The organism is Brevundimonas diminuta (assembly GCF_039673845.1).
Classification (GTDB): Bacteria; Pseudomonadota; Alphaproteobacteria; order Caulobacterales; family Caulobacteraceae; genus Brevundimonas; species Brevundimonas diminuta_E.
This window is the reverse complement of record NZ_JBDJMK010000008.1, coordinates 156,309-175,637: the sequence shown is the minus strand read 5'-3', so window position 1 is coordinate 175,637 and position 19,329 is coordinate 156,309. Positions and strand designations below refer to the sequence as shown.

22 protein-coding genes and 1 tRNA gene are annotated in these 19,329 nt (G+C 66.6%); 10 read left to right on the top strand and 13 right to left on the bottom strand.

Going from position 1 to position 19,329, the window contains the following annotated elements; all coding sequences use genetic code 11:
* Positions 1-126 precede the first annotated feature (126 nt).
* From ABE454_RS10615 to ABE454_RS10605, 3 genes are all read right to left on the bottom strand, one after another.
* Positions 127-657 carry a c-type cytochrome gene (locus tag ABE454_RS10615; protein ID WP_346531523.1) on the bottom strand — a complete coding sequence of 177 codons (531 nt, stop codon included), beginning with the start codon at positions 655-657 and terminating at the stop codon, positions 127-129.
* A gap of 83 nt (positions 658-740) precedes the next feature.
* Positions 741-1,367 (bottom strand): TetR/AcrR family transcriptional regulator, encoded by a 627-nt coding sequence (locus ABE454_RS10610; protein WP_346531521.1) that lies wholly within the window; start codon positions 1,365-1,367, stop codon positions 741-743.
* Positions 1,368-1,465: 98 nt separating this feature from the next.
* A complete protein-coding gene (locus tag ABE454_RS10605) occupies positions 1,466-1,678 on the bottom strand; it encodes a hypothetical protein (RefSeq protein WP_346531519.1) in 213 nt (70 codons plus the stop codon).
* Between the two features lie 240 nt (positions 1,679-1,918).
* Between ABE454_RS10605 and ABE454_RS10600 the strand changes: the two genes are divergently transcribed.
* Complete coding sequence (locus ABE454_RS10600) at positions 1,919-2,593, top strand: TorF family putative porin (protein ID WP_346531518.1); 675 nt, start codon at positions 1,919-1,921, stop codon at positions 2,591-2,593.
* Between the two features lie 10 nt (positions 2,594-2,603).
* Here the strand turns inward: ABE454_RS10600 and ABE454_RS10595 are convergent.
* Positions 2,604-2,679, bottom strand: a tRNA-Thr gene (locus tag ABE454_RS10595).
* Positions 2,680-2,730: 51 nt separating this feature from the next.
* On the opposite strand from ABE454_RS10595, the gene ABE454_RS10590 reads away from it, so the two are divergent.
* Positions 2,731-3,081: a DMT family protein gene (locus ABE454_RS10590; protein ID WP_346531517.1), complete on the top strand. Its 351-nt coding sequence runs from the start codon at positions 2,731-2,733 to the stop codon at positions 3,079-3,081.
* Positions 3,082-3,088: 7 nt separating this feature from the next.
* On the opposite strand, the gene ABE454_RS10585 is transcribed toward ABE454_RS10590, so the two are convergent.
* Positions 3,089-3,526: an HIT family protein gene (locus ABE454_RS10585; protein WP_346531515.1), complete on the bottom strand. Its 438-nt coding sequence runs from the start codon at positions 3,524-3,526 to the stop codon at positions 3,089-3,091.
* Positions 3,527-3,638: 112 nt separating this feature from the next.
* Between ABE454_RS10585 and ABE454_RS10580 the strand changes: the two genes are divergently transcribed.
* Both ABE454_RS10580 and ABE454_RS10575 read left to right on the top strand, forming a co-directional pair.
* Positions 3,639-3,995 (top strand): phage holin family protein, encoded by a 357-nt coding sequence (locus ABE454_RS10580; protein WP_346531514.1) that lies wholly within the window; start codon positions 3,639-3,641, stop codon positions 3,993-3,995.
* Positions 3,996-4,067: 72 nt separating this feature from the next.
* Positions 4,068-4,652: a DUF2239 family protein gene (locus tag ABE454_RS10575; protein WP_346531512.1), complete on the top strand. Its 585-nt coding sequence runs from the start codon at positions 4,068-4,070 to the stop codon at positions 4,650-4,652.
* A 23-nt stretch (positions 4,653-4,675) separates the two neighbouring features.
* Here the strand turns inward: ABE454_RS10575 and ABE454_RS10570 are convergent, their stop codons facing one another.
* Positions 4,676-6,079 (bottom strand): D-alanyl-D-alanine carboxypeptidase, encoded by a 1,404-nt coding sequence (locus ABE454_RS10570; protein ID WP_346531510.1) that lies wholly within the window; start codon positions 6,077-6,079, stop codon positions 4,676-4,678.
* A gap of 287 nt (positions 6,080-6,366) precedes the next feature.
* Here ABE454_RS10570 and ABE454_RS10565 point away from each other — a divergent pair, with 287 nt between their 5' ends.
* The 3 genes from ABE454_RS10565 to clpA all read left to right on the top strand — a co-directional run bounded on the left by ABE454_RS10565 (position 6,367) and on the right by clpA (position 9,653).
* Positions 6,367-6,837 carry a phasin family protein gene (locus ABE454_RS10565; protein WP_291781458.1) on the top strand — a complete coding sequence of 157 codons (471 nt, stop codon included), beginning with the start codon at positions 6,367-6,369 and terminating at the stop codon, positions 6,835-6,837.
* Positions 6,838-7,007: 170 nt separating this feature from the next.
* A complete protein-coding gene (clpS, locus tag ABE454_RS10560) occupies positions 7,008-7,337 on the top strand; it encodes an ATP-dependent Clp protease adapter ClpS (RefSeq protein ID WP_003164443.1) in 330 nt (109 codons plus the stop codon).
* 12 nt (positions 7,338-7,349) lie between these two features.
* Entirely contained in the window at positions 7,350-9,653 is a 2,304-nt protein-coding gene (gene clpA / locus ABE454_RS10555; RefSeq protein WP_346531508.1) for an ATP-dependent Clp protease ATP-binding subunit ClpA, read from the top strand.
* Between the two features lie 87 nt (positions 9,654-9,740).
* On the opposite strand, the gene ABE454_RS10550 is transcribed toward clpA, so the two are convergent.
* The 4 genes from ABE454_RS10550 to ABE454_RS10535 form a co-directional block, all read right to left on the bottom strand.
* Positions 9,741-10,046, bottom strand: coding sequence for a CsbD family protein (locus tag ABE454_RS10550; protein WP_346531506.1), 306 nt, complete (start codon positions 10,044-10,046; stop codon positions 9,741-9,743).
* Positions 10,047-10,124: 78 nt separating this feature from the next.
* A complete protein-coding gene (locus tag ABE454_RS10545; RefSeq protein WP_346531504.1) occupies positions 10,125-11,381 on the bottom strand; it encodes a GNAT family N-acetyltransferase in 1,257 nt (418 codons plus the stop codon).
* Between the two features lie 172 nt (positions 11,382-11,553).
* Positions 11,554-12,012 carry a RidA family protein gene (locus tag ABE454_RS10540; protein ID WP_346531502.1) on the bottom strand — a complete coding sequence of 153 codons (459 nt, stop codon included), beginning with the start codon at positions 12,010-12,012 and terminating at the stop codon, positions 11,554-11,556.
* A gap of 55 nt (positions 12,013-12,067) precedes the next feature.
* Positions 12,068-13,342, bottom strand: a complete 1,275-nt coding sequence (locus ABE454_RS10535) for a DNA polymerase IV (RefSeq protein WP_346531500.1) — start codon at positions 13,340-13,342, stop codon at positions 12,068-12,070.
* Positions 13,343-13,467: 125 nt separating this feature from the next.
* On the opposite strand from ABE454_RS10535, the gene ABE454_RS10530 reads away from it, so the two are divergent.
* Together ABE454_RS10530 and ABE454_RS10525 are read left to right on the top strand one after the other, a co-directional pair.
* A complete protein-coding gene (locus ABE454_RS10530) occupies positions 13,468-13,845 on the top strand; it encodes a response regulator (protein ID WP_346531498.1) in 378 nt (125 codons plus the stop codon).
* Positions 13,842-15,203 carry a PleD family two-component system response regulator gene (locus ABE454_RS10525; RefSeq protein ID WP_346531497.1) on the top strand — a complete coding sequence of 454 codons (1,362 nt, stop codon included), beginning with the start codon at positions 13,842-13,844 and terminating at the stop codon, positions 15,201-15,203. The genes ABE454_RS10530 and ABE454_RS10525 overlap by 4 nt, the downstream gene beginning before the upstream one ends.
* A gap of 92 nt (positions 15,204-15,295) precedes the next feature.
* Here ABE454_RS10525 and rpmG read toward each other — a convergent pair whose 3' ends face one another.
* Positions 15,296-15,463: a 50S ribosomal protein L33 gene (gene rpmG / locus ABE454_RS10520; RefSeq protein WP_003164451.1), complete on the bottom strand. Its 168-nt coding sequence runs from the start codon at positions 15,461-15,463 to the stop codon at positions 15,296-15,298.
* A 127-nt stretch (positions 15,464-15,590) separates the two neighbouring features.
* Between rpmG and ABE454_RS10515 the strand changes: the two genes are divergently transcribed.
* The gene (locus tag ABE454_RS10515; protein WP_346531495.1) at positions 15,591-16,205 is read left to right on the top strand and encodes a hypothetical protein; all 615 of its coding nucleotides are present in this window, start codon (positions 15,591-15,593) and stop codon (positions 16,203-16,205) included.
* Between the two features lie 20 nt (positions 16,206-16,225).
* Here the strand turns inward: ABE454_RS10515 and ABE454_RS10510 are convergent, their stop codons facing one another.
* Positions 16,226-16,933 carry an NUDIX hydrolase gene (locus tag ABE454_RS10510; protein ID WP_346531493.1) on the bottom strand — a complete coding sequence of 236 codons (708 nt, stop codon included), beginning with the start codon at positions 16,931-16,933 and terminating at the stop codon, positions 16,226-16,228.
* Positions 16,934-16,979: 46 nt separating this feature from the next.
* Positions 16,980-19,295 carry a ribonuclease R gene (gene rnr, locus ABE454_RS10505; RefSeq protein ID WP_346531491.1) on the bottom strand — a complete coding sequence of 772 codons (2,316 nt, stop codon included), beginning with the start codon at positions 19,293-19,295 and terminating at the stop codon, positions 16,980-16,982.
* Between the last annotated feature and the right edge of the window lie 34 nt (positions 19,296-19,329).

Genomic DNA, 19,329 nt, shown 5'->3' with positions numbered 1-19,329 from the left:
CGAAGGCAGACGGACGAGGGGTGTCGGCGCGGCGCCAAGAAGGCGGAAGAGGTTTGCGTCCAGCAACCCCTCATCCGACCTCGCTCCGCTCGGCCACCTTCTCCCACAAGGGGAGAAGGAAAAAGACTATTCGCCCGTTGGCTTGAACCCCGTCTCGACCTTCAGGAAGGCGATGACGTCGCGGCGGTCGGTGGCGTCGGGCAGGCCGGCGAAGCTCATCTTGTTGCCGGGTAGGAAGGTGCGCGGGTTCTGCAGCCAGTGGTCCAGCGTATCGGCGTCCCAGCTGAAGTCCGCCGTGCGCATGGCGTGGGAATAGCTGTATTTATCGCGCGCGCCCGCCTTGCTGCCGAAGACGCCATACAGGTTCGGCCCCGTCATGTTCGGCCCGCCCGGCGTGATGGTGTGGCACGAACGGCACCGCGCGAAGGCGCGACGGCCGTTGTCCAGATCGCCTTCATTATAGGGCGCAGGCAGGGAGGCCAGCATGGCGACCTTTTCGGCCTCGGTCGGCATGGGCGCTTTGGCGGTTTCGGCAGGCGCGCCTGTGTCGGACGTCTCTGCTCCCTGACCGCAGGCGGCAAGACCGGCAAGGGCGATCAGCGCCGCGGCGGCGCGCGGCGCGCGGCGGATGATGGGAACGAACGGAAGACGGGACATACGCACTCCTTGGCCAATGGCCATGCTTTAGCCCATGGCGGCGCCGTCGCAATGGACAGCTTGTCCAAGCCGGGCGCCTTTCCTCAGCGGCCCGTGGTCAGCTTCACGACGATATGGGCGGTGGTGTCGATGATGGCTTCGGGCGTGTCGGCGCGGCGCATCAACCCGAACCCGGCGGCCACCGATTCCACCAGATTGGCCGTCTCATAGGAGGTCAGGCGCGGGTTCAGCCCCTTGGGGTGCAGGCCGCTGACATGGGCCTGGGCGATGCGGCGTTCCAGCGCCAGGTGTAGGCGGCGCAGGCGCCGGATGCGGCTTTCGGCGAAGGCGGGTTCGCCCATGTCGGCCAGCATGTGTTCGACCCGCAGCACCGGCCCGTGGTCGCTCCACAGGCCCAGCACCTCCAGCACATAGGCGCGTGCGGCCTCGAAAGCGCGGTCGCCGGACCAGTCGGCGTGGATGTGGGCGGACAGTCTCTGAAAGTCCTCGCCCGCCTCTTCGCACAGCAGCAGCAGCCCTTCCTCGACCGAGGCGAAGTAGGTGTAGAAGGTCGGCGCCGACACCCCGGCGACGGCGGCGATGTCGGCGGGGCGGATCTCGCCCAGATGCCGGCTGTTCAGCAGGTCGCGCAGCGCGTCCAGAAGGGCGCGCCGTGTGCGGGCGCCCCGCGTGCGGATCTTGTGACCCAGTTTATTGGTCGTTTCAGACATGGCGGGAGGCAGCAGGGGAGACGCGGCCGGGCAAGGCGCGGCGACCCACAGGCCGCGCTTCCCGAAGGATATTCAGGCCTAGCGGCTTCCGACGGGGGCTACAAGCGCGGCGGGCCGTTCCGGGGGAGGGCCCGTGCCTGATCCACCCCCTGATCCAATCCAAGCGCCAACTGGTCCAGACGGTCGCTCAACTGGCTCATCTGCTCATAAAGGTAGGCCATCTCCACGCACACGTCGCGCAGTTCGCCCGGCGCGGTGGTGAATGAGCGGCTCAACCACAGGATCGCACGGTCCTGACAATACTCCGACATGAAGCCTGTCTCCTTATGGGAAACCCTGCAGCGACACACGCAATAGTTGTGCAAATCGCAACGTCGACTGGTTCTGCCGCGCAAGCATGGCTTAAGCGGCCATCAAGCTTTGCCTTTCAGTATCGCGGAATTGCGGGGATGCGGATGAAACAGGGGGCGGCAATGACGCACAGGGCTTGGCGATCGCACGGATTATCCAGACGCACAGGCTGGCCTGGGCGCGCGGCATGGCTGGCGGTTGTGGTCGGGGTGACGATGGGCGGCCCGGCTCTGGCGCAGGAAAGCCGGCCTGCCGGTCCCGCCGTGGCCGTCACCGCCGCCGTCAGCACGGACTTCGTCTCTCGCGGCATCAGCATGAGCGACGGCGATCCGGCTGTATCGCTGGGCGTCGATGTCTCGCAGGGGTTGTTCTACGTCGGCGGATGGGCGGGCAATGCTTCGTTCGCCGGGGATGCGGACACCAAGGCCGAGATCGACCTCTATGTCGGCGTCAGGCCGTCCTTCGGCGGCTTCGACTGGGACTTCAGCCTGGCGCACTACGTCTTTGCCGGACAGCCCTCGGGCGCCGACTATGATTTCTCCGAGGTGCGGGCGATGGCGTCGCGTCAGGTGGGGCCGGTGGCGGTGGGCGCGCTGCTCTATTGGTCGCCGGACTTCTTCGGCGTCGAGGAGAAGCAGGGGACCTATATGGAGCTGAACGGCGCCATCCAACCGATCGAGCGGTTGAAGGTGTCGGCAGCGGTCGCCCGCCAGCAGGTCTCGTCCGACGCCGATTACAACACCTGGAATCTGGGCGCGACCTGGGGGATGACGCCGAATCTGTCGCTGGATGTGCGCTATTACGACACGGACGCCCATCGGCTGGGCGACATCTACGCCAGCCGTGTCGTGGCCAGTCTGGCGGCGGCTTTCTGAGCCGGAGGGATGGTGCCGGTTGCAGGAATCGAACCCGCGACCTTCGGTTTACAAAACCGCTGCTCTACCAGCTGAGCTAAACCGGCGTGGCCCGCCTTATGCTGGCGGAATCTCTTTGACGCAAGCACAGTAATCGAATGCCGACGCTGCCTTACCTCGCGCCCATCGTCATGTTGGCGCTATCCAACGTTTTCATGACCTTCGCCTGGTATGGCCACCTGAAATTCGGGGCCAAGCCGCTGTGGATCGTGGTCCTGATCAGCTGGGGCATCGCCTTCTTCGAATATTGGCTGGCCGTGCCCGCCAACCGCATCGGCCATCAGGTCTATTCAGCGGCCGAGCTGAAGACCATGCAGGAGGTGATCACCCTGCTGGTCTTCGCCGTGTTCTCGGTCGCATGGCTGGGCGAAAAACTGACGGTGAATCACCTGATCGGTTTTGTGCTGATCGCGGGCGGCGCCTTCTTCATCTTCAAGGGGCCGCTCTGACGGGCGGTCAGGCCAGTTCGGCCGCGATCTTTGCGGCCAGCGTTTTCAGATGCTCGGCGTCGGCCATGGGGGCGTGGCCGTGGCCCTTCATCGGGCGGTCGGCCCAGCGCGGCACGATGTGGAAATGCAGGTGGAAGACCGTCTGGCCGCCCGCATCGCCGTTGAACTGCATCAGGCTGAGGCCCTCGGGCTTCAGCGCCTTCTCGACCGCGCGGGCGGTGCGCTGGACGGCGGCGGTCAGTTTGGCCAGGGCCTCCGGCTCGATCTCAAGGATGTTGCGGGCGGTCGAGGTCTTGGACACGACCAGAACGTGGCCCTCGGACTGGGGAAACACGTCCATGAAGGCCAGAACGTCGTCGTCTTCCCACACCTTCACGCTGGGCATGTCGCCGCGCAGGATCTTGGCGAAGATGTTGTCCGGATCGTAGGCGCCGTGAAGGCTCATGAGGGTCTCCTTCGGGGTAGGGCGATCAGCCTAGCAGGCGATGACGCCGGACGCACGGAGCGGAACGCCGCCCCATGCGCTTATATGGTCAAGGTAGATTTCTGGAGGCGTCATGCTGGGTTTCATTCTTCAGGCCGTGGTCACGGCGATTGGTCTTTGGGCGTCGTCCCGCGTGGTGCCGGGGGTGGATTTCGCCTCGAACGGCTCGCTGATCGCGGCGGCGGTCATTCTGGGCGTGGTCAACGCCTTTGTGCGGCCGCTGATGGTGGTGCTGACCCTGCCGCTGACCATCGTCACCTTCGGCCTGTTCCTGCTGGTGGTGAACGCCGCCATGATCGGGCTGACGTCGCTGTTTCTGGATGGGTTCACCGTCAACGGCCTGTGGGCGGGCATCGGCGCCGCCATCGTCACCGGCGTCGTCAGCTGGATCGCAGGCAGCCTGTTCGGCGAGATGGATCGCCGTCGCTAAATTTATCCGGGTAATATTGACGCAGCAGGACCGCGCGGATAAAGGCGTCGGCATCATACGGGAATGGATGCGATGACGACGCTCTGCACGGCCTTCGATGGTCACAGCATGGTCGCCGCCGGGCCGCTGGCTCAGGTGGCGGCTGCGGTGAAGGTCGCCCATGACGCGGGCCGCACGGTGCTGGTCTTTGACGATGCGGACGCGCGCCCGGTCGAACTGGATCTGCGCGGCGATCTTCAGGCGGTGCTGAAACGCCTGCCGACGGCGCCGTCCGCAGAGGACGCCGGGGCGGCTGAGAAGCGGGGGCGGGGGCGCCCCAAGCTGGGCGTCACGGCGCGCGAAGTCACCCTGTTGCCGCGTCACTGGGACTGGCTGGCGTCCCAGCCGGGCGGGGCGTCAGTGACGCTGCGCAAACTGGTGGAGGCGGCCCTGCGCGAGGCCGAAGGCCCGGACCGCGCCCGTCGCAGCCGCGAGGCGGCCTATCGCTTCATGACCGCCGTAGCGGGCGATCTGCCGGACTATGAAGAGGCGGTGCGGATGCTGTTCGCGGGCGACTGGACGCGCTTTGACGCCCAGACGGAATCCTGGCCCGCCGATGTGCGCGACTACGCCCGGCGTCTGGCAGAGCCGGGCTGGCGCAACGGTCAGGGGCGCTAGTGGAGGGGCGTTAGCCCCGTCCATCAGCCGGGGCGGATCACCATACAGGTCACGCGACGTTCCGACAGGGCGGCGCAGGCGGACTCGGCCGCTTGCTGCGTCATGCCGGTGAAGCGCGAGCGATACCAGCCGTTGGCGGTCTGCACGTCGCGCTGGGCGTTGGTGAACTGGCTGTTGAAGCGACGGCTGACATCGTTCAGCCAGTCGCGCGCCACGCTTTCCTCGCGGAAGGCGCCGACCTGAACGGTCCAGCGACCGGCAGGGGCGGGGGGCGCCTTGGCCGCGGCGGTGCGGGCCGGAGCCGCGCGAGCGGGCGCAGGGGTCGGGGCCGCCGCGCCGCCGTTCAGGGCGGCGGTCAGGTTTTCGGGCGGGCGGTTCTCGGCGCGGCGGGCCGACGGCGGCGGCGTCACCTCGGTCGGCAGGTTGCGCGGCGGCGGCCCGGCGACATAGGCCACCTCGGTCGGCGAGCTGCTGCCTTCGTCGTCGTTCGAGATCGAGGCGTAGGCCACCGGCGCCGCAGGCTCGCTGCTGACGCCATAGCCGCGCTGTTCGAAATAGGCCTGCGCGACCTGAATGTGTTCGCCTTGTGCGCGCTTGCGCTGAACCTCGAAGCCGGTGTCCATCAGTTCGGCGACATGGGCGTTGCGGCTGGCGGTCGAACGGCCGCCCATGACGATGGTGATGATCCGCTTGCCGTCCCGCACCGAGGACGCCGCCAGATTATAGCCCGAGGCGTTGGTGAAGCCGGTCTTGATGCCGTCATAGCCGCGCCCGGTGGCCAGCAGGCCGTTGGTGTTGCGGTAGTCGCGGCCCTTGTAGAACCAGTCGTGCAGGCCGAGATAGCGATAGTATTGCGGATAGTCGCGCATGACCGCGCGGCTCAGGACCGACAGGTCGCGCGCTGTGGTCGCCTGACGCGTGTCGGGCAGGCCGTTGGCGGTGGTGAAGCGGGTCTGCTCCATCCCCAGTTCGCGCGCCTTTTCCGTCATCATCTGGGTGAAGCGGCCTTCCGAGCCGCCGATGTGTTCGGCGATGACCACGGCCATGTCGTTGGCGCTGCGCACGGCGGTGGCGCGCATGGCGTCGTCAAGGCTGATGGTCTGACCGGCGGCCAGGCCTAGTTTGGACGGCGGCTGCGACGCGGCGCGGGGCGAGACGGTCAGGGTGTCGTTCAGGCTGACCTTGCCGGATTCCAGCGCCTCGAACGTCAGATACAGGGTCATGACCTTGGTGATGGAGGCCGGAAACCGTCGGGCGTCAGCGAAGCGCGAGAACAGGACTTCGCCCGAGGCGGCGTCCACGACGATGGCGGCGTACCGGCTGTCGGTCGACTGGGCTTCTGGCGGGGCGACGCCGAGGGTCGGCGTCAGGACGATGCCTCCCAGGACCAGGGCGGCCAGGAAACGACGGCGGAAGATGGCGTTCATGGGCAAGCTACTAGCCTCGTCACTGTGGCGCGAAGACGGCTGCGATCACGCACGTTACAAACGCTAACATCGCCCCTGCCGGTTTCGAGAGGGTTAACAGGCCGTCAACGGAGTTGTGATCGCCGAATCCGCGCCAGCTTCGTCCTGACGGCGGTGGAAGGGTTATCAGCGATCATATTGTGCGTCGCACAAATTTCACTTGAAGTCTCTTCGCACACGCACCATATCGCTGTTGTCGCGATGGGCTCAGCCTGTCGCAGGAACCCTTTCGCTTCAGGAGACTCCCCATGGCTGACGCCGCTGAGACCGTGAAGAAGACCGTCGAACAGACCACCGCCAAGGCCAAGGCCCAGGCTGAATCGATCCAGGCCGCCGGCGCCAAGGCGTTCCGCGAAGGCGTCGACAAGTCCGTCGCCTCGCTGAGCGAACTGAACGCCCACGGCAAGAAGAACCTGGAAGCCGTGGTCGAATCCGCCGCCGCCGCCCAGAAGGGCGCTGAGGCCCTGTCGCAACAGGCCGTGGCCTACGGCAAGAAGTCCTGGGAAGACGGCGTCGCCGCCGCCCAGTCCTTCTCGCAGGCCCGCTCGGTGCAGGAACTGTTCGAACTGCAGACCAACTGGGCCAAGTCGGCCGCCGAGGCCTATCTGGCCGAGTTCGGCAAGGCGACCGAGACCATGACCGCCTCGGTCAAGGACAGCTTCAAGCCGATCAACGAGCGCGTTTCGGCCGCTGTCGAGCAGTTCCAGGCCGCCCGCTAAAACGCGACTTCCTGCTCAGAACAAACGGGGCTCCGGCGGAAACGCCGGGGCCTTTTTTGCATTTTCGGGTCAACTGGACCTTCGAGACAGGGGGTTGGGCTGGACGCATCTACAAATCAGGCCATCATTCCCTATCTGAGTCACCGACACTCCCCGCTTACGGACCACGAATGCCTAACAGACGGCCAGGTGAACAGGGCGGAGGCGCAGGCGCCGCCGTCGTCACCGAGACAAAGCCGAAACTTCAGCGGCCCTCGCTCTATCGGGTGCTGATCCTGAATGACGACTACACCCCCATGGAGTTCGTCATCTATGTGCTGGAGCGGTTCTTCCAGAAGAGCCGCGAGGACGCGACCCGCATCATGCTGCACGTGCACCAGCATGGCGTCGGGGTCTGCGGCGTCTTCACCTATGAGGTGGCCGAAACCAAGGTCGCCCAGGTGGTCGAGACGGCGCGGCGCCACCAGCACCCCCTGCAATGCACGATGGAAAAGGACTGAGAGGAACCTGCCATGCCTTCGTTTTCCCGTCCTCTCGAAGAGACCCTGCACCGCGCGGTCCACTACGCCAACGAGCGTCGGCATGAATACGCCACGCTGGAACATCTGCTGCTGGCCCTGATCGATGATCCGGACGCCTCGGCCGTGATGACGGCCTGCAACGTCGATCTGGGCGCGCTGAAGGCTGCGCTCGGCTCCTATGTCGACACCGACCTGGCCGCCCTGGCCACGGCCGACGGCGACGACGCCAAGCCGACGGCGGGCTTTCAGCGCGTGATCCAGCGCGCGGTCATCCATGTCCAGTCGTCCGGCCGCGAGGAAGTGACCGGCGCCAACGTCCTGGTCGCCATCTTCTCCGAACGCGAAAGCCACGCCGCCTATTTCCTGCAGGAGCAGGACATGACGCGCTATGACGCGGTCAACTTCATCGCCCACGGCATCGCCAAGAAGGCCGGGGCTAACGAAGCCCGCTCGGTGCGCGGCGCCAGCCCCGAAGAGGCCGAGGACGGCTCGGTCGTCAAACAGGGCGGCGAGGCGCTGGAAGCCTATTGCATCGACCTGAACGAGAAGGCCCGCAACGGCAAGATCGACCCCCTGATCGGGCGTCAGGCCGAGGTTGAGCGCTCGATCCAGATCCTGTGCCGCCGCACCAAGAACAACCCGCTGCTGGTCGGCGACCCCGGCGTCGGCAAGACCGCCATCGCCGAAGGTCTGGCGCGCAAGATCGTCAACGGCGAGGTGCCGGAAGTCCTGAAGGACGCGACCATCTACAGCCTCGACATGGGCTCGCTGCTGGCGGGCACCCGCTATCGCGGCGACTTCGAGGAGCGGCTGAAACAGGTCGTCAAGGAACTGGAGAGCCACGACAACGCGGTCCTGTTCATCGACGAGATCCACACGGTGATCGGTGCGGGCGCGACCAGCGGCGGGGCGATGGATGCGTCGAACCTGCTGAAACCCGCGCTGGCGTCGGGCAGCCTGCGCTGCATGGGCTCGACCACCTACAAGGAATATCGCCAGCACTTCGAGAAGGACCGCGCCCTGGTCCGCCGCTTCCAGAAGATCGACGTCAATGAGCCGACGATCGAGGACACGGTGAAGATCCTCAAGGGTCTGAAGACGACCTATGAGACGCACCACAAGCTGCGGTTCACCGACTCGGCCATCCGCACGGCGGTCGATCTGTCGGCGCGCTACATCACCGACCGCAAGCTGCCGGACAAGGCCATCGACGTGATCGACGAGGCCGGGGCGTCGCAGATGCTGCTGCCGGAATCCAAGCGCAAGAAGGTCATCGGCCAGAAGGAGGTCGAGGCCGTCATCGCCAAGATGGCCCGCATCCCGCCCAAGTCGGTGTCGAAGTCGGACACGGAATCCCTGCGCGAGCTGGAGACCGATCTGAAGCGCGCCGTCTTTGGTCAGGAACAGGCCATCGATCAGGTCTCGTCGGCGATGAAGCTGGCGCGGGCGGGTCTGCGCGATCCGAACAAGCCCATCGGCGCCTTCCTGTTCAGCGGCCCCACCGGCGTCGGCAAGACCGAAGTGGCCAAGCAACTCGCCGCCACGCTCGGCATCGAGATGCAGCGCTTCGACATGTCGGAATACATGGAGCGTCACACGGTCAGCCGCCTGATTGGCGCCCCTCCGGGCTATGTCGGCCATGACCAGGGCGGCCTGCTGACCGACGCGGTCGATCAGCACCCGCACTCTGTCGTGCTGCTGGACGAGATCGAGAAGGCGCACCCTGACGTCTACAACATCCTGCTGCAGGTGATGGACAACGGGACGCTGACCGACGCCGTGGGCAAGAAGGTCGATTTCAGGAACGTCATCCTGATCATGACCACCAACGCCGGGGCCGCCGACAACGCCCGCGCCTCCATCGGCTTCGGCCGGGGCAAGGTCGAGGGCGAGGACGAAAAGGCCATCCAGCGCCTGTTCGCGCCGGAGTTCCGCAACCGTCTGGACGCCATCGTGGCCTTCAAACCGCTGGGCGCCGAGACGATCCGTTCGGTCGTGACCAAGTTCGTGCTGCAGCTGGAAGCTCAGCTGGCGGATCGCAACATCACCATCGAACTGACGGATGAGGCGACCGACTGGCTGGCCAAGAACGGCTTTGATGAACTGTATGGCGCGCGTCCGCTGGCCCGCGTCATTCAGGAACACATCAAGAAGCCGCTGGCCGACGACATCCTGTTCGGCCGCCTGACCCGCGGCGGCCATGTGAAGGTCGAGCTGAAGGACGGCAAGATCGCCTTCGACATCACCCCGGCCAAGGGCGCGGCGGTGAAGGAAGAGGAAGAAGAAACGGCCTGATTTCGATCAGGCTCTAAAGAGAAAGGCCCGGACGTCGCCGTCCGGGCCTTTTTTATAGCGTCGCCAGTTTATGCGTCGCCGGACGTCTTAGCGCTTGCGGCCCATGGCGCTGAGCAGGGCGGCGGCGCCGGCGATGATGCCGACGGTCAGCAGGGGCTTTTCGCGGGCGAAGTCCAGCGCCTTGCGGGCGGGTTCGCGCACGTCGGACGGCGCCCGGTCGACCATGTCGTCCAGACCGTCAATGACGCGGCCATAGGCGTTCCTGGCGCGGCCCGAGACTTCCTTGACGGCGCCGTCGACCTGAAACTTGCTGTCGCCGACCAGACGGCCTGCGCCGCGCTTGGCCTTGCCTTCAAATTCCTCGATCGCGCCTTCGATGCGGGGGTTCGCCATGATGTTTCTGCCTCTTTTTTGCGGGGAGTAAAACGCCCCCAAGAAGCGCACAAAAAAGGCCAAGGTTCCGGCGTTATTTCACGATGCGACCGGATGTCCGTCCCGGCGATAGGGCGACAGTTCCGCCGTCATGATCTGCATCTGGTTCTCCACCGCCGGGCGCTCCTGCTCCAGATAGCGGGCGACCGGATCGCGCAGCGCGGGATCAGCAATGAAGTGCGCCGAATAGACGGGGGAGGGCAGGTAGCCGCGCGCGATCTTGTGATCCCCCTGCGCGCCCGCCTCGACCCGCGACAGCCCTCGCGCGATGGCGAAGTCGATGGCCTGATAATAGCACAGCTCGAAATGCAGGAAGGGCCGGTCGACCAGCGTGCCCCACTGACGGCCGTAAAGCGCCTCGCGGCCGATGAAGTTCAGCGCGCCCGCCACCGGCGTCTCGCCCTCGAACGCCATGACCAGGGCGATGCGGTCGGCCATGCTGGCGCCGACGCGGGCGAAGAAGTCGCGCGTCAGATAGGGCCGCCCCCACTTGCGGTCGCCGGTGTCCATGTAGAAGGCGAAGAAGGCGTCCCAGTGCGCCTGCGTGATCTGCACGCCTGTCAGGACGCGGATGTCGAGACCGGCCTGCGCCTCGCGCCGCTCGCGCCGGATGGTCTTGCGCCGGTTGGACGACAGGGCCGCCAGAAAGTCGTCGAAGGTCTGATAGCCCTCGTTGCGCCAGATGAACTGAATATCCCGGCGAGGCAGCAGGCCCGCCTCGGTCATGGCGCGCCATTCGGCCTCGGTCGGGAAGTTGACGTGCAGGGACGAGACGCCCAGCCGTTCGGTCAGGGTCAGCGCGCCCTGCAGCAGGGCGTTTCTGATCGCGTCATCCCGGCCGGAGCGCAGCGTAGAGCCGGGACTGCCAAGGGCGCTGACATCGGCGTATTGAGCGGCCCCGGATAAGCCCTGCGGGCTTTCCGGGGTGACGGAGGGGCGGACCAGGAAGCGCGGCCCCGTCGCGGGCGTGAAAGGCACGGCGCCCAGAAGCTTGGGATAGTAGCGCCCGCCCGCGCGCTCATAGGCGTCAGCCCAGCTGTGGTCGAAGACGTATTCGCCCTGGCTGTGGCCCTTCAGATAAAGGGGCATGACGCCGATTATGGCGTCGTCTTCATCGTGCAGGGACAGGTGGCGCGGCGCCCAGCCCTGTGACGGGACGGCGCTGCCGGACGCCTCGCAGGCGTCAAGGAAGTCATAGGAGACGAAAGGGTCGCCGCTGGGGGCCGCACAGGCGTCCCACGCGTCCCGGCCTATGGCGGCGATGCTGTCGTGCGCCTGAAGCGTGAAGCCCGACACCTCTATCCTTCTCCACTCGGGGGAGAAGGTGGGCGCTGAAAGCGCTCGGATGAGGGGGCGGCGTCAGCGTGCGAAACGGTTAAGGATGAGGGCGCAGCAGACCGCCCCCTCATCCGTCTCGCTACGCGAGCCACCTTCTCCCCCGAGGGGAGAAGGTTGATGTTCACAGGTGTCACTTCACCTCGATGATGGCGTCCACTTCGACGGCGAAGCCGAGCGGCAGCTTGTAGACGCCGACGGCCGAGCGCGAGTGCTTGCCCGCGTCGCCGAAGACCTGGACCATCAGGTCCGAGCAGCCGTTGATGACGCCGGGGATGGCGTCGAAGTCCGGACCCGCCTGGACGAAGCCGCCCAGTTTGACGATGCGGACCACGCGATCCAGGTCGCCGTCGACGGCGGCGTTGATCTGGGCCAGCAGGTTGACGCCGCACAGGCGGGCGGCCTCGGCGGCCTGTTCGGGGGTCACGTCGACGCCGACGGTGCCCTTGATGCCGCCGCTGGCGTCGTTCGACAGCTGGCCCGAGATGAAGATCTGGTCGCCCGAGCGGACGTAGGAGACATAGCTGGCCACCGGCTTGGCGGGCTCGGGCAGGGTGATGCCGAGTTCAGCGATGCGGGCGTGAATGCTCATGGGGCGACTCCGTATGAAAGGGGTGAAGGGGGTTTAGCGCGGCGCGACGGCCGCGTCATCCGGGGCGTTCGCCGGGACGCTTCAGCGCGCGCCCGGCGACGACGGCGGCGGCCCCGAATTTGTCGCGCAGGGCGTCGATGGCGGTCTCGGTTTTCAGGGCGCGCGTCTCGGCCGTGGCGAACAGGCCGGCGGGCGCGTCGTGGGCGTCGGCGATGTCGGCCATGCCGATGCCGATCAGGCGATAGGGCACGCCCAGTTCCGGTTTCAGCAGGTCGCGCCCGGCGGCGAAAAGGGCGCGCGCCGTCTGCACCGGCTCGGCCAGGGTGACGCGGCGGGTGACGATCTTGAAGTCCGTCCTGCGCAGCTTCAGCACCAGGACGCGGCTGGCCACGCCGTCGCGCCGCGCCTTGGAGGCCAGTTTTTCGCACAGGGGCCACAGTTCGGCCTCCAGCGCCTCGGCGGTGGTCAGGTCCTCGTTGAAGGTGGTCTCGGCGCTCATGCCGCGCCGGTCGTGGTCGGGGTTCACCGGGCGGCTGTCGCGGGCGTGGCTGAGGTCGTGCAGGCGCAGGCCCGTCTCGCCATAACGCCGGACCAGATCCTTCACCTCGGCGGCGGCCAGATCGCCGATGGTGGCGAAACCGTCAGAGCGCAGGGTGCGACCGAACACCGGCCCGACGCCGGGCAGGGTGGTCACCGGCCGCGGGGCCAGCAGCCCTTGCGCCTCGGCCGCGCCGATGACGGAAAAGCCGCGCGGCTTGTCCAGTTCGGATGCGATCTTGGCCAGGAAACGATTGGGCGCCAGGCCGATCGAGACGCTGAGACCCGTCTCGTCCTCGATCCATTTCTGCAGGCGGGCCAGCTGGAAGGCGGGCGGGCCGCCGTTCAGCCGTTCGGTGCCCTTCAGGTCGATCCACGCCTCGTCCAGCGACAGGGTCTGAACCAGCGGCGTCAGGCGGTGGACAGCGCCGAAAATGCGCTCGCTCTCGGCCTTGTACTTGGCGAAGTCCGGCTTGACGACCACGGCGTCCGGACAGGCCTTCAGCGCCTTGAACATCGGCATGGCCGAGCCGACGCCATACAGCCGCGCCACATAGCAGGCGGTGGAGACGACCCCGCGCTTGCCGCCGCCGACGATGACGGGTTTGTCGCGCAGTTCGGGCCGGTCGCGCTTTTCCACCGAGGCGTAGAAGGCGTCGCAGTCCAGGTGGGCGATGTGCAGGTCGCCCAGTTCATCATGGGTGATGACCCGGCGCGAGGCGCACGACGGACACCGTGCGACCTTATGGTCGCCGGTCCACAGACAGTCGCGGCAGAGGGCCGTAATGGCCAAGCATGAACTCCGTTTGTCTCAGCTTCACGTCAACTTAAGACTGCTGCCCCCACTGTGCACTCAAGAAGGCGTAACAGCCCGCCGCGAATGCGGATGAAACAAGAGGCGCAACAGCCGGGTGACGGATGTCCAAGAAGGTCCTCATCGTCGAGGATAATGAGCTGAACATGAAGCTTTTTCATGATCTGCTCGAGTCCCAGGGGTATGAAGTGCTGCAGACCCGCGAAGGTCTGCAGGCGCTGGCGATTGCGCGCGAGCATCGCCCCGATCTGATCCTGATGGACATCCAATTGCCGGAAATTTCCGGCCTTGAAGTCACGAAATGGCTCAAGGACGACGAAGAACTGAACCACATCCCCGTCATCGCCGTTACGGCCTTCGCCATGAAGGGTGATGAGGAACGGATTCGGCAGGGGGGCTGCGAGGCCTACATCTCCAAACCGATCTCGGTCATGTCTTTCCTGGAGACGGTGCGTAGGCACCTGGGACCGGAGGCGGCATGAGCGCACGAATCCTGGTGGTCGACGACGTTGACGCCAACGTCCGGCTGCTCGAGGCCAAGCTGACGCTTGAATATTATGACGTCCTGACCTGTCATGATGGGTTGAGCGCCATCTCACTGGCTGCGAGCGAGCAGCCTGATCTGATCCTGCTGGATGTGATGATGCCCGGCATGGACGGGTTCGAGACGTGCCGCCGGATCAAGGCGGCCGCGGACACGCGCCATATCCCTGTCGTGCTGGTGACGGCGCTGGACGGGCGTCACGACCGCATCAAGGGGCTGGAGGCCGGGGCCGACGACTTCCTGTCCAAGCCGCTGGACGACGTCATCCTGATGGCGCGGGTGCGCAGCCTGACCCGGCTGAAGATGGTCATGGATGAACTGCGCGAGCGCGAGGAAAGCGGTCGCCGCGTCGGCGTCGACACCGGCGGCGTGGCCCGGCTGAAAGGCTCGGGCGGGCGGGTTCTGATCGTCGACGACAATGTCCTTCAGGCCGAGGCTGTGGCGCAGGAGCTGTCCCAGGAGCATCGCCCGATCATCGAGACATCGACCGAGGCCGGGCTTGAAACCGCGCGCGGTCCGGTGGATCTGGTCATCGTCAACATCACGTCCGAACGGTTCGACGGCCTGCGCCTGATCGCCAATCTGCGCTCCAAGGAGCCGACGCGCCGGCTGCCGATACTGGCGCTTGTGGACACGCAGGACCGGCCGCGCCTGCTGAAGGCGCTGGAACTGGGCGCCCACGACATTCTGACCCGTCCGGTCGATCCTGAGGAACTGGCGGCGCGGGTGCGGACCCAGGTGCGGCGCAAACGCTATGGCGACTTCCTGCGTCAGAAGCTGGATCACAGTCTGGAGATGGCGGTCACCGATCCGCTGACCGGCCTGCATAACCGTCGCTATATGAACAGCCAGCTGGAGGCGCTGGTCGCCCGCGCCAATCGCGGCGGCGATCCGGTGGCGGTGCTGGTGCTGGACATCGACCACTTCAAGGCGGTCAACGACAGTTTGGGCCACGACGCGGGCGATGAAGTGCTGCGCGAGTTCTCGGTGCGGCTGGCAACCAATGTGCGGGCGGTGGACCTGCCGTGTCGGTTCGGCGGGGAAGAGTTCGTGGTCGTCATGCCCGGCACGACGCTGGACGACGCTCACCGCATCGCCGAGCGCATCCGCCGCGACGTGGGCGCCTCGCCCTTCCGCATTCTGGGCGGCGAGCCGTTGAGCATTACCGTCTCGGTCGGCGTGGCGGCCAGCATGGGCGGGGACGACACCCCGGCCTCCCTGCTGAAACGCGCGGACGAGGGCGTCTATGAGGCCAAGAAGGCCGGGCGCAACCGGGTGGTGGCGCGCGCCGCCTGACGGCCCCGGCGCAGCCTTGCGGACAACGAAAAACGCCCGGTCGCAGGACCGGGCGTTTCGAATTTCGCAGATTCAAGCGGAGGGCTAGGCCCTTACTTGATCTTGCCTTCCTTGAACTCGACGTGCTTGCGGACGACCGGGTCGTACTTCTTGACGACCATCTTCTCGGTCATCGTACGGGCGTTCTTCTTGGTGACGTAGAAGAAGCCGGTGTCGGCGGTGGAGTTCAGGCGGATCTTGATGGAAGCCGGTTTGGCCATCGGAATTAACCTCTGCGACGGCGAAAGCCGCTTGAAATAAGAGGCGCGGAACATACTCAGGACAGGCTCAAAGTCAACGGCTTCGATGTCGCGTTGAGCGGGGCCATACAGGCGCTAGTGTTTTGCCATGAAAAAGCCCTGCTTCAAGCCCGCCCACGCCCTGTCCGCCGCCGTCGTCGCCGCTGGCCTGGCCCTTTCCGCCTGCTCGTCCGAGCCTGCCGCGCCTGCGGCTGCGCCCGCCGAGGCCCCGGCGTCGGCTCAGGACGCCTTTTTCGCCAATCTGACCGCCCTGTGCGGCCAGCGATTCGAGGGCAAGGTCGTCACGACCGAGGCTGCCGACTCGGATTTCGTCGGCAAGCGCCTGCTGATGCATGTGCGTGAATGCTCTAAGGATGAGATTCGCATTCCCTTCTGGGTCGGCGAAGACCACTCGCGCACCTGGGTCGTGACCCGTACCGATTCGGGCCTGCGCCTGAAGCACGATCACCGCCAGCCGGACGGCAAGACCGACCCGCTGCACTGGTACGGCGGCGATACGGCGAATGAAGGCACGGCCGAACGTCAGGAATTCCCGGTGGATCAGGAATCCATCGACCTGTTCAACGCGCAGAACGCCTCGGTCTCGACGACCAACGTCTGGGCGATGGAGGCCCATCCGGGCAAGACGTTCACCTATGAACTGCGCCGCCCGAACCGCCACTTCCAGGTCGATTTCGACCTGACCAAGCCGGTTGTGGAATAAGCGATGCAGAGGCCGCTGCGTCAGTCCTGATGGTCGATGACGTGGCGGCCGCGCACCATGTGGACGAAGGGCAGGGGGCGGTGCGGCGTCTCCAGCCGCCCGGCGACCTCGCCCAGCACGAAGCGGGTGATGGCGGGCACGTCCAGCGCCTGCGCCTCATCCAGCGGAATCCAGGCGATTTCGTCCAGTTCGCCTGAGCCTTCGATGCGGTCGGGATCGCGCAGGGCCTCGACCGGCGCCATGAAGAAACGGGCGTCGAAACGGCGCGTGCGGCCCGGCGGGGTGATGGCGCGCGCCACATAGGACAGGACCGACAGATCGGGCAGGGCGCCCGCCTGACGATATTCGCGCCACGGCCCGGCGACCGAGGCGGAGGGCGCGGGGCGGCCCAGGATCAGGCCGGTTTCCTCAAACGTCTCGCGCACGGCGGCCAGAGCCAGGGCGCGGGCGCGGCGGGCGGGCATCTCGGCCTCAAGCCGACGCGCGGCGTCGGGCGACAGGGCGCCGTCGTCGGCGGCGTTGAAGTCCGCCCGCTCGATCCGTCCGCCCGGAAACACCCACTTCGACGCCATGAAGACGTGCCCCGGCGCGCGGCGGCCCATCAACACCTCGGGACTTTTGTCGCCGCGCGTCAGGATCAGGGTGGCGGCGTCCTTGGGGCGTTGAGCGCCGCCGACGTGCGGGGCGTCAGCGAGATCCTGCGCGATATCGAAGGGGGTGGGGGTCATGGCAAAAACTCCTGCCTTCTCCCGGTCGAGGGGAACATGACACTCCTCACCGCCGCTTGCCCTTTCTGACGCCTTTCAGGCCGCCGGAGGGCTTGGCGCCGTTGCGGGGCTTGGGGCCGCCGGGGCGGCCTTTTCCGCGTTTGGGCGGGCCGTCGCCGCCTCTTCCGCGCATGCCATAGCGCGGGGCCGGGGCGTTGGGATCGCGGGGGTCCGGCTCGGACAGCATTTCCAGCACCAGACCGCCGGTGACGGGCGTGGCCTCCATCAGCCGCACCTCGACGCGGCGGCCCAGCGGGAACCGCTTGCCGCTGCGTTCTCCCACCAGAGCGTGGGCGCGGTCGTCGTGGGTGAAATATTCATCGCCCAGCGTCGAGACGGGGACCAGACCGTCTGCGCCCGTCTCATCCAGTCGGATGAACAGGCCGAAGCGGGTCACGCCGGTGATCCGGCCGCTGAAGGTCGCGCCGACGTGCTCCTCAAGGAAGGCGGCGATGTAGCGATCCATCGCGTCGCGCTCGGCGGCCATGGAGCGGCGCTCAGTCTCCGTGACGTGCTCGGCGATGCCGCCCAGTTCGGCGATCTCGCGATCGGTCAGGCCGTCCGATCCCAGCTTCAGCCCCCGGATCAGCCCGCGGTGGACGATCAGGTCGGAATAGCGCCGGATCGGCGAGGTGAAGTGGGCGTATCGGTCCAGATGCAGACCGAAGTGGCCGACGTTCTCAGGGGAGTAGAAAGCCTGCATCTGGGTGCGCAGGACGACCTCGTTGACGACTTCGGCGTGCGGAGTGTCGCGGGTCTCTTCCAGCAGTTTGTTAAAGCGTTTGGTGTTCGGCGCCTCGCCCTTGTTCCACGGCTTGCCGATGGTGTGCAGGAAGTCGGCCAGATTGAAGATCTTCTCCTGACTGGGCGTGTCGTGGACGCGGTAGATCAGCGGCGTGTGCGTCTTCTCCAGCGTCTCGGCGGCGCAGACGTTGGCCTGGATCATCATCTCTTCGATCAGGCGGTGGGCCTCCAGCGACTTGCGCGGCTCGATGCCGGCGATGCCGCCGTCGGGCGACATGATGATGCGGCGCTCGGGGCTTTCGATGGCCAGCGGGCTGCGGCGTTCGCGGCCCTTCAGCATGGTGCGGTAGGCGTTCCACAGCGGATAGAGGATGGCCTCCATGATCGGCCCGGTGGCGTCGTCCAGCAGGCCGTCGATGGCGGATTGCGCCTGTTCGTAGGACAGCTTGGCGTGGCTGCGCATCAGGCCGCGCGTGAACTTGTGCCCGGTCTTCCTGCCGTCCTTGTCGAAGACCATGCGCACGGCCATGCAGGCGCGGTTCTCGCCCTGCTTCAGGCTGCACAGGCCGTTGGACAGCACTTCGGGCAGCATCGGCTCGACCCGGTCGGGGAAGTAGGTCGAGTTGCCCTTGGCCCGCGCCTCACGGTCCAGCGCCGTGTTCGGGCGCACATAGGCGGCGACGTCGGCGATGGCGACCCAGACGATCCAGCCACCCGCATTGGCCGGGTCCTCATCGCGCTCGGCATAGACGGCGTCGTCGTGGTCGCGCGCGTCGGCCGGGTCGATGGTGATGAAGGGGACGTGGCGCAGGTCCTCGCGTCCCTTCAGCGTCGGGACGGCCTGATCCTCGGCCTCACGCTCCACCGCGTCTGAGAATCCGGTCGGGACGCCGTGGGCGTGGATGGCGATGATGGAGGCGGCGCGCGGGTCGTCTTCGCGCCCGATGTTCTCAAGAATCTTGCCGCGTTTGGGGCCATAACGATGCTCGCCCTTTTCGACGGCGGCCAACACCAGATCGCCGTCGCGCAGGTCCGCCGCCTGCGCCTGAGGCACGACCAGCACGTCCTTGGAGCGTTTGTCGACCGGCTCGACCCGCGTCTCGCGCGCCGATTTGCGGATGACGCCCAGCACGCGGTTGCCGCCCGTATCCAGCCGCTTGACCAGCCGGGCCTCCCAACCGTCGACGCCCTGAGTGAACTTGACCAGCAGGCGGTCGCCCATGCCGGGCGCCGGGCCACGCCCCTCGCGGTCGGGCATCAGGACGGCGCGGGGCGCATCCTCGCCGCCCTTGACCAGCTGGACGAAAAGCTCGCCGTCGGCGTCGCGCTCGACCACATCGGCCACGCCGACGGGGGGCAGGGCGCCGACCTCGGAAAAGCCCTTGCGGCCGCGTTTGCTGAGGCGGCCCTCGGCCTCCAGCTCCTTCAGCATTTCGCGCATCTGGCGCCGCTCGGCGCCCTTCAGGCCGAAGGCGCGCGCGATGTCGGCCTTTTCGGCTTCTCCGGCCTCACGCAGGAAGGCGATGAGGGATTCTTTGTCGGGCAGGCCCGCTGCGGGGCGTTTCGGTGTCTTGACCATTGCGCCCTTTCTAACGCGCTTCGCGGCGAAAGGG

Bases quoted from the DNA above. Each gene is read 5' to 3' on its own strand.
- ABE454_RS10615 (WP_346531523.1), bottom strand. From the start codon at position 657: ATGTCCCGTCTTCCGTTCGTTCCCATCATCCGCCGCGCGCCGCGCGCC.
- ABE454_RS10610 (WP_346531521.1), bottom strand. From the start codon at position 1,367: ATGTCTGAAACGACCAATAAACTGGGTCACAAGATCCGCACGCGGGGC.
- ABE454_RS10605 (WP_346531519.1), bottom strand. From the start codon at position 1,678: ATGTCGGAGTATTGTCAGGACCGTGCGATCCTGTGGTTGAGCCGCTCA.
- ABE454_RS10590 (WP_346531517.1), top strand. From the start codon at position 2,731: ATGCCGACGCTGCCTTACCTCGCGCCCATCGTCATGTTGGCGCTATCC.
- ABE454_RS10585 (WP_346531515.1), bottom strand. From the start codon at position 3,526: ATGAGCCTTCACGGCGCCTACGATCCGGACAACATCTTCGCCAAGATC.
- ABE454_RS10580 (WP_346531514.1), top strand. From the start codon at position 3,639: ATGCTGGGTTTCATTCTTCAGGCCGTGGTCACGGCGATTGGTCTTTGG.
- ABE454_RS10575 (WP_346531512.1), top strand. From the start codon at position 4,068: ATGACGACGCTCTGCACGGCCTTCGATGGTCACAGCATGGTCGCCGCC.
- ABE454_RS10570 (WP_346531510.1), bottom strand. From the start codon at position 6,079: ATGAACGCCATCTTCCGCCGTCGTTTCCTGGCCGCCCTGGTCCTGGGA.
- ABE454_RS10565 (WP_291781458.1), top strand. From the start codon at position 6,367: ATGGCTGACGCCGCTGAGACCGTGAAGAAGACCGTCGAACAGACCACC.
- clpS (WP_003164443.1), top strand. From the start codon at position 7,008: ATGCCTAACAGACGGCCAGGTGAACAGGGCGGAGGCGCAGGCGCCGCC.
- clpA (WP_346531508.1), top strand. From the start codon at position 7,350: ATGCCTTCGTTTTCCCGTCCTCTCGAAGAGACCCTGCACCGCGCGGTC.
- ABE454_RS10550 (WP_346531506.1), bottom strand. From the start codon at position 10,046: ATGGCGAACCCCCGCATCGAAGGCGCGATCGAGGAATTTGAAGGCAAG.
- ABE454_RS10540 (WP_346531502.1), bottom strand. From the start codon at position 12,012: ATGAGCATTCACGCCCGCATCGCTGAACTCGGCATCACCCTGCCCGAG.
- ABE454_RS10530 (WP_346531498.1), top strand. From the start codon at position 13,468: ATGTCCAAGAAGGTCCTCATCGTCGAGGATAATGAGCTGAACATGAAG.
- ABE454_RS10525 (WP_346531497.1), top strand. From the start codon at position 13,842: ATGAGCGCACGAATCCTGGTGGTCGACGACGTTGACGCCAACGTCCGG.
- rpmG (WP_003164451.1), bottom strand. From the start codon at position 15,463: ATGGCCAAACCGGCTTCCATCAAGATCCGCCTGAACTCCACCGCCGAC.
- ABE454_RS10515 (WP_346531495.1), top strand. From the start codon at position 15,591: ATGAAAAAGCCCTGCTTCAAGCCCGCCCACGCCCTGTCCGCCGCCGTC.
- ABE454_RS10510 (WP_346531493.1), bottom strand. From the start codon at position 16,933: ATGACCCCCACCCCCTTCGATATCGCGCAGGATCTCGCTGACGCCCCG.
- rnr (WP_346531491.1), bottom strand. From the start codon at position 19,295: ATGGTCAAGACACCGAAACGCCCCGCAGCGGGCCTGCCCGACAAAGAA.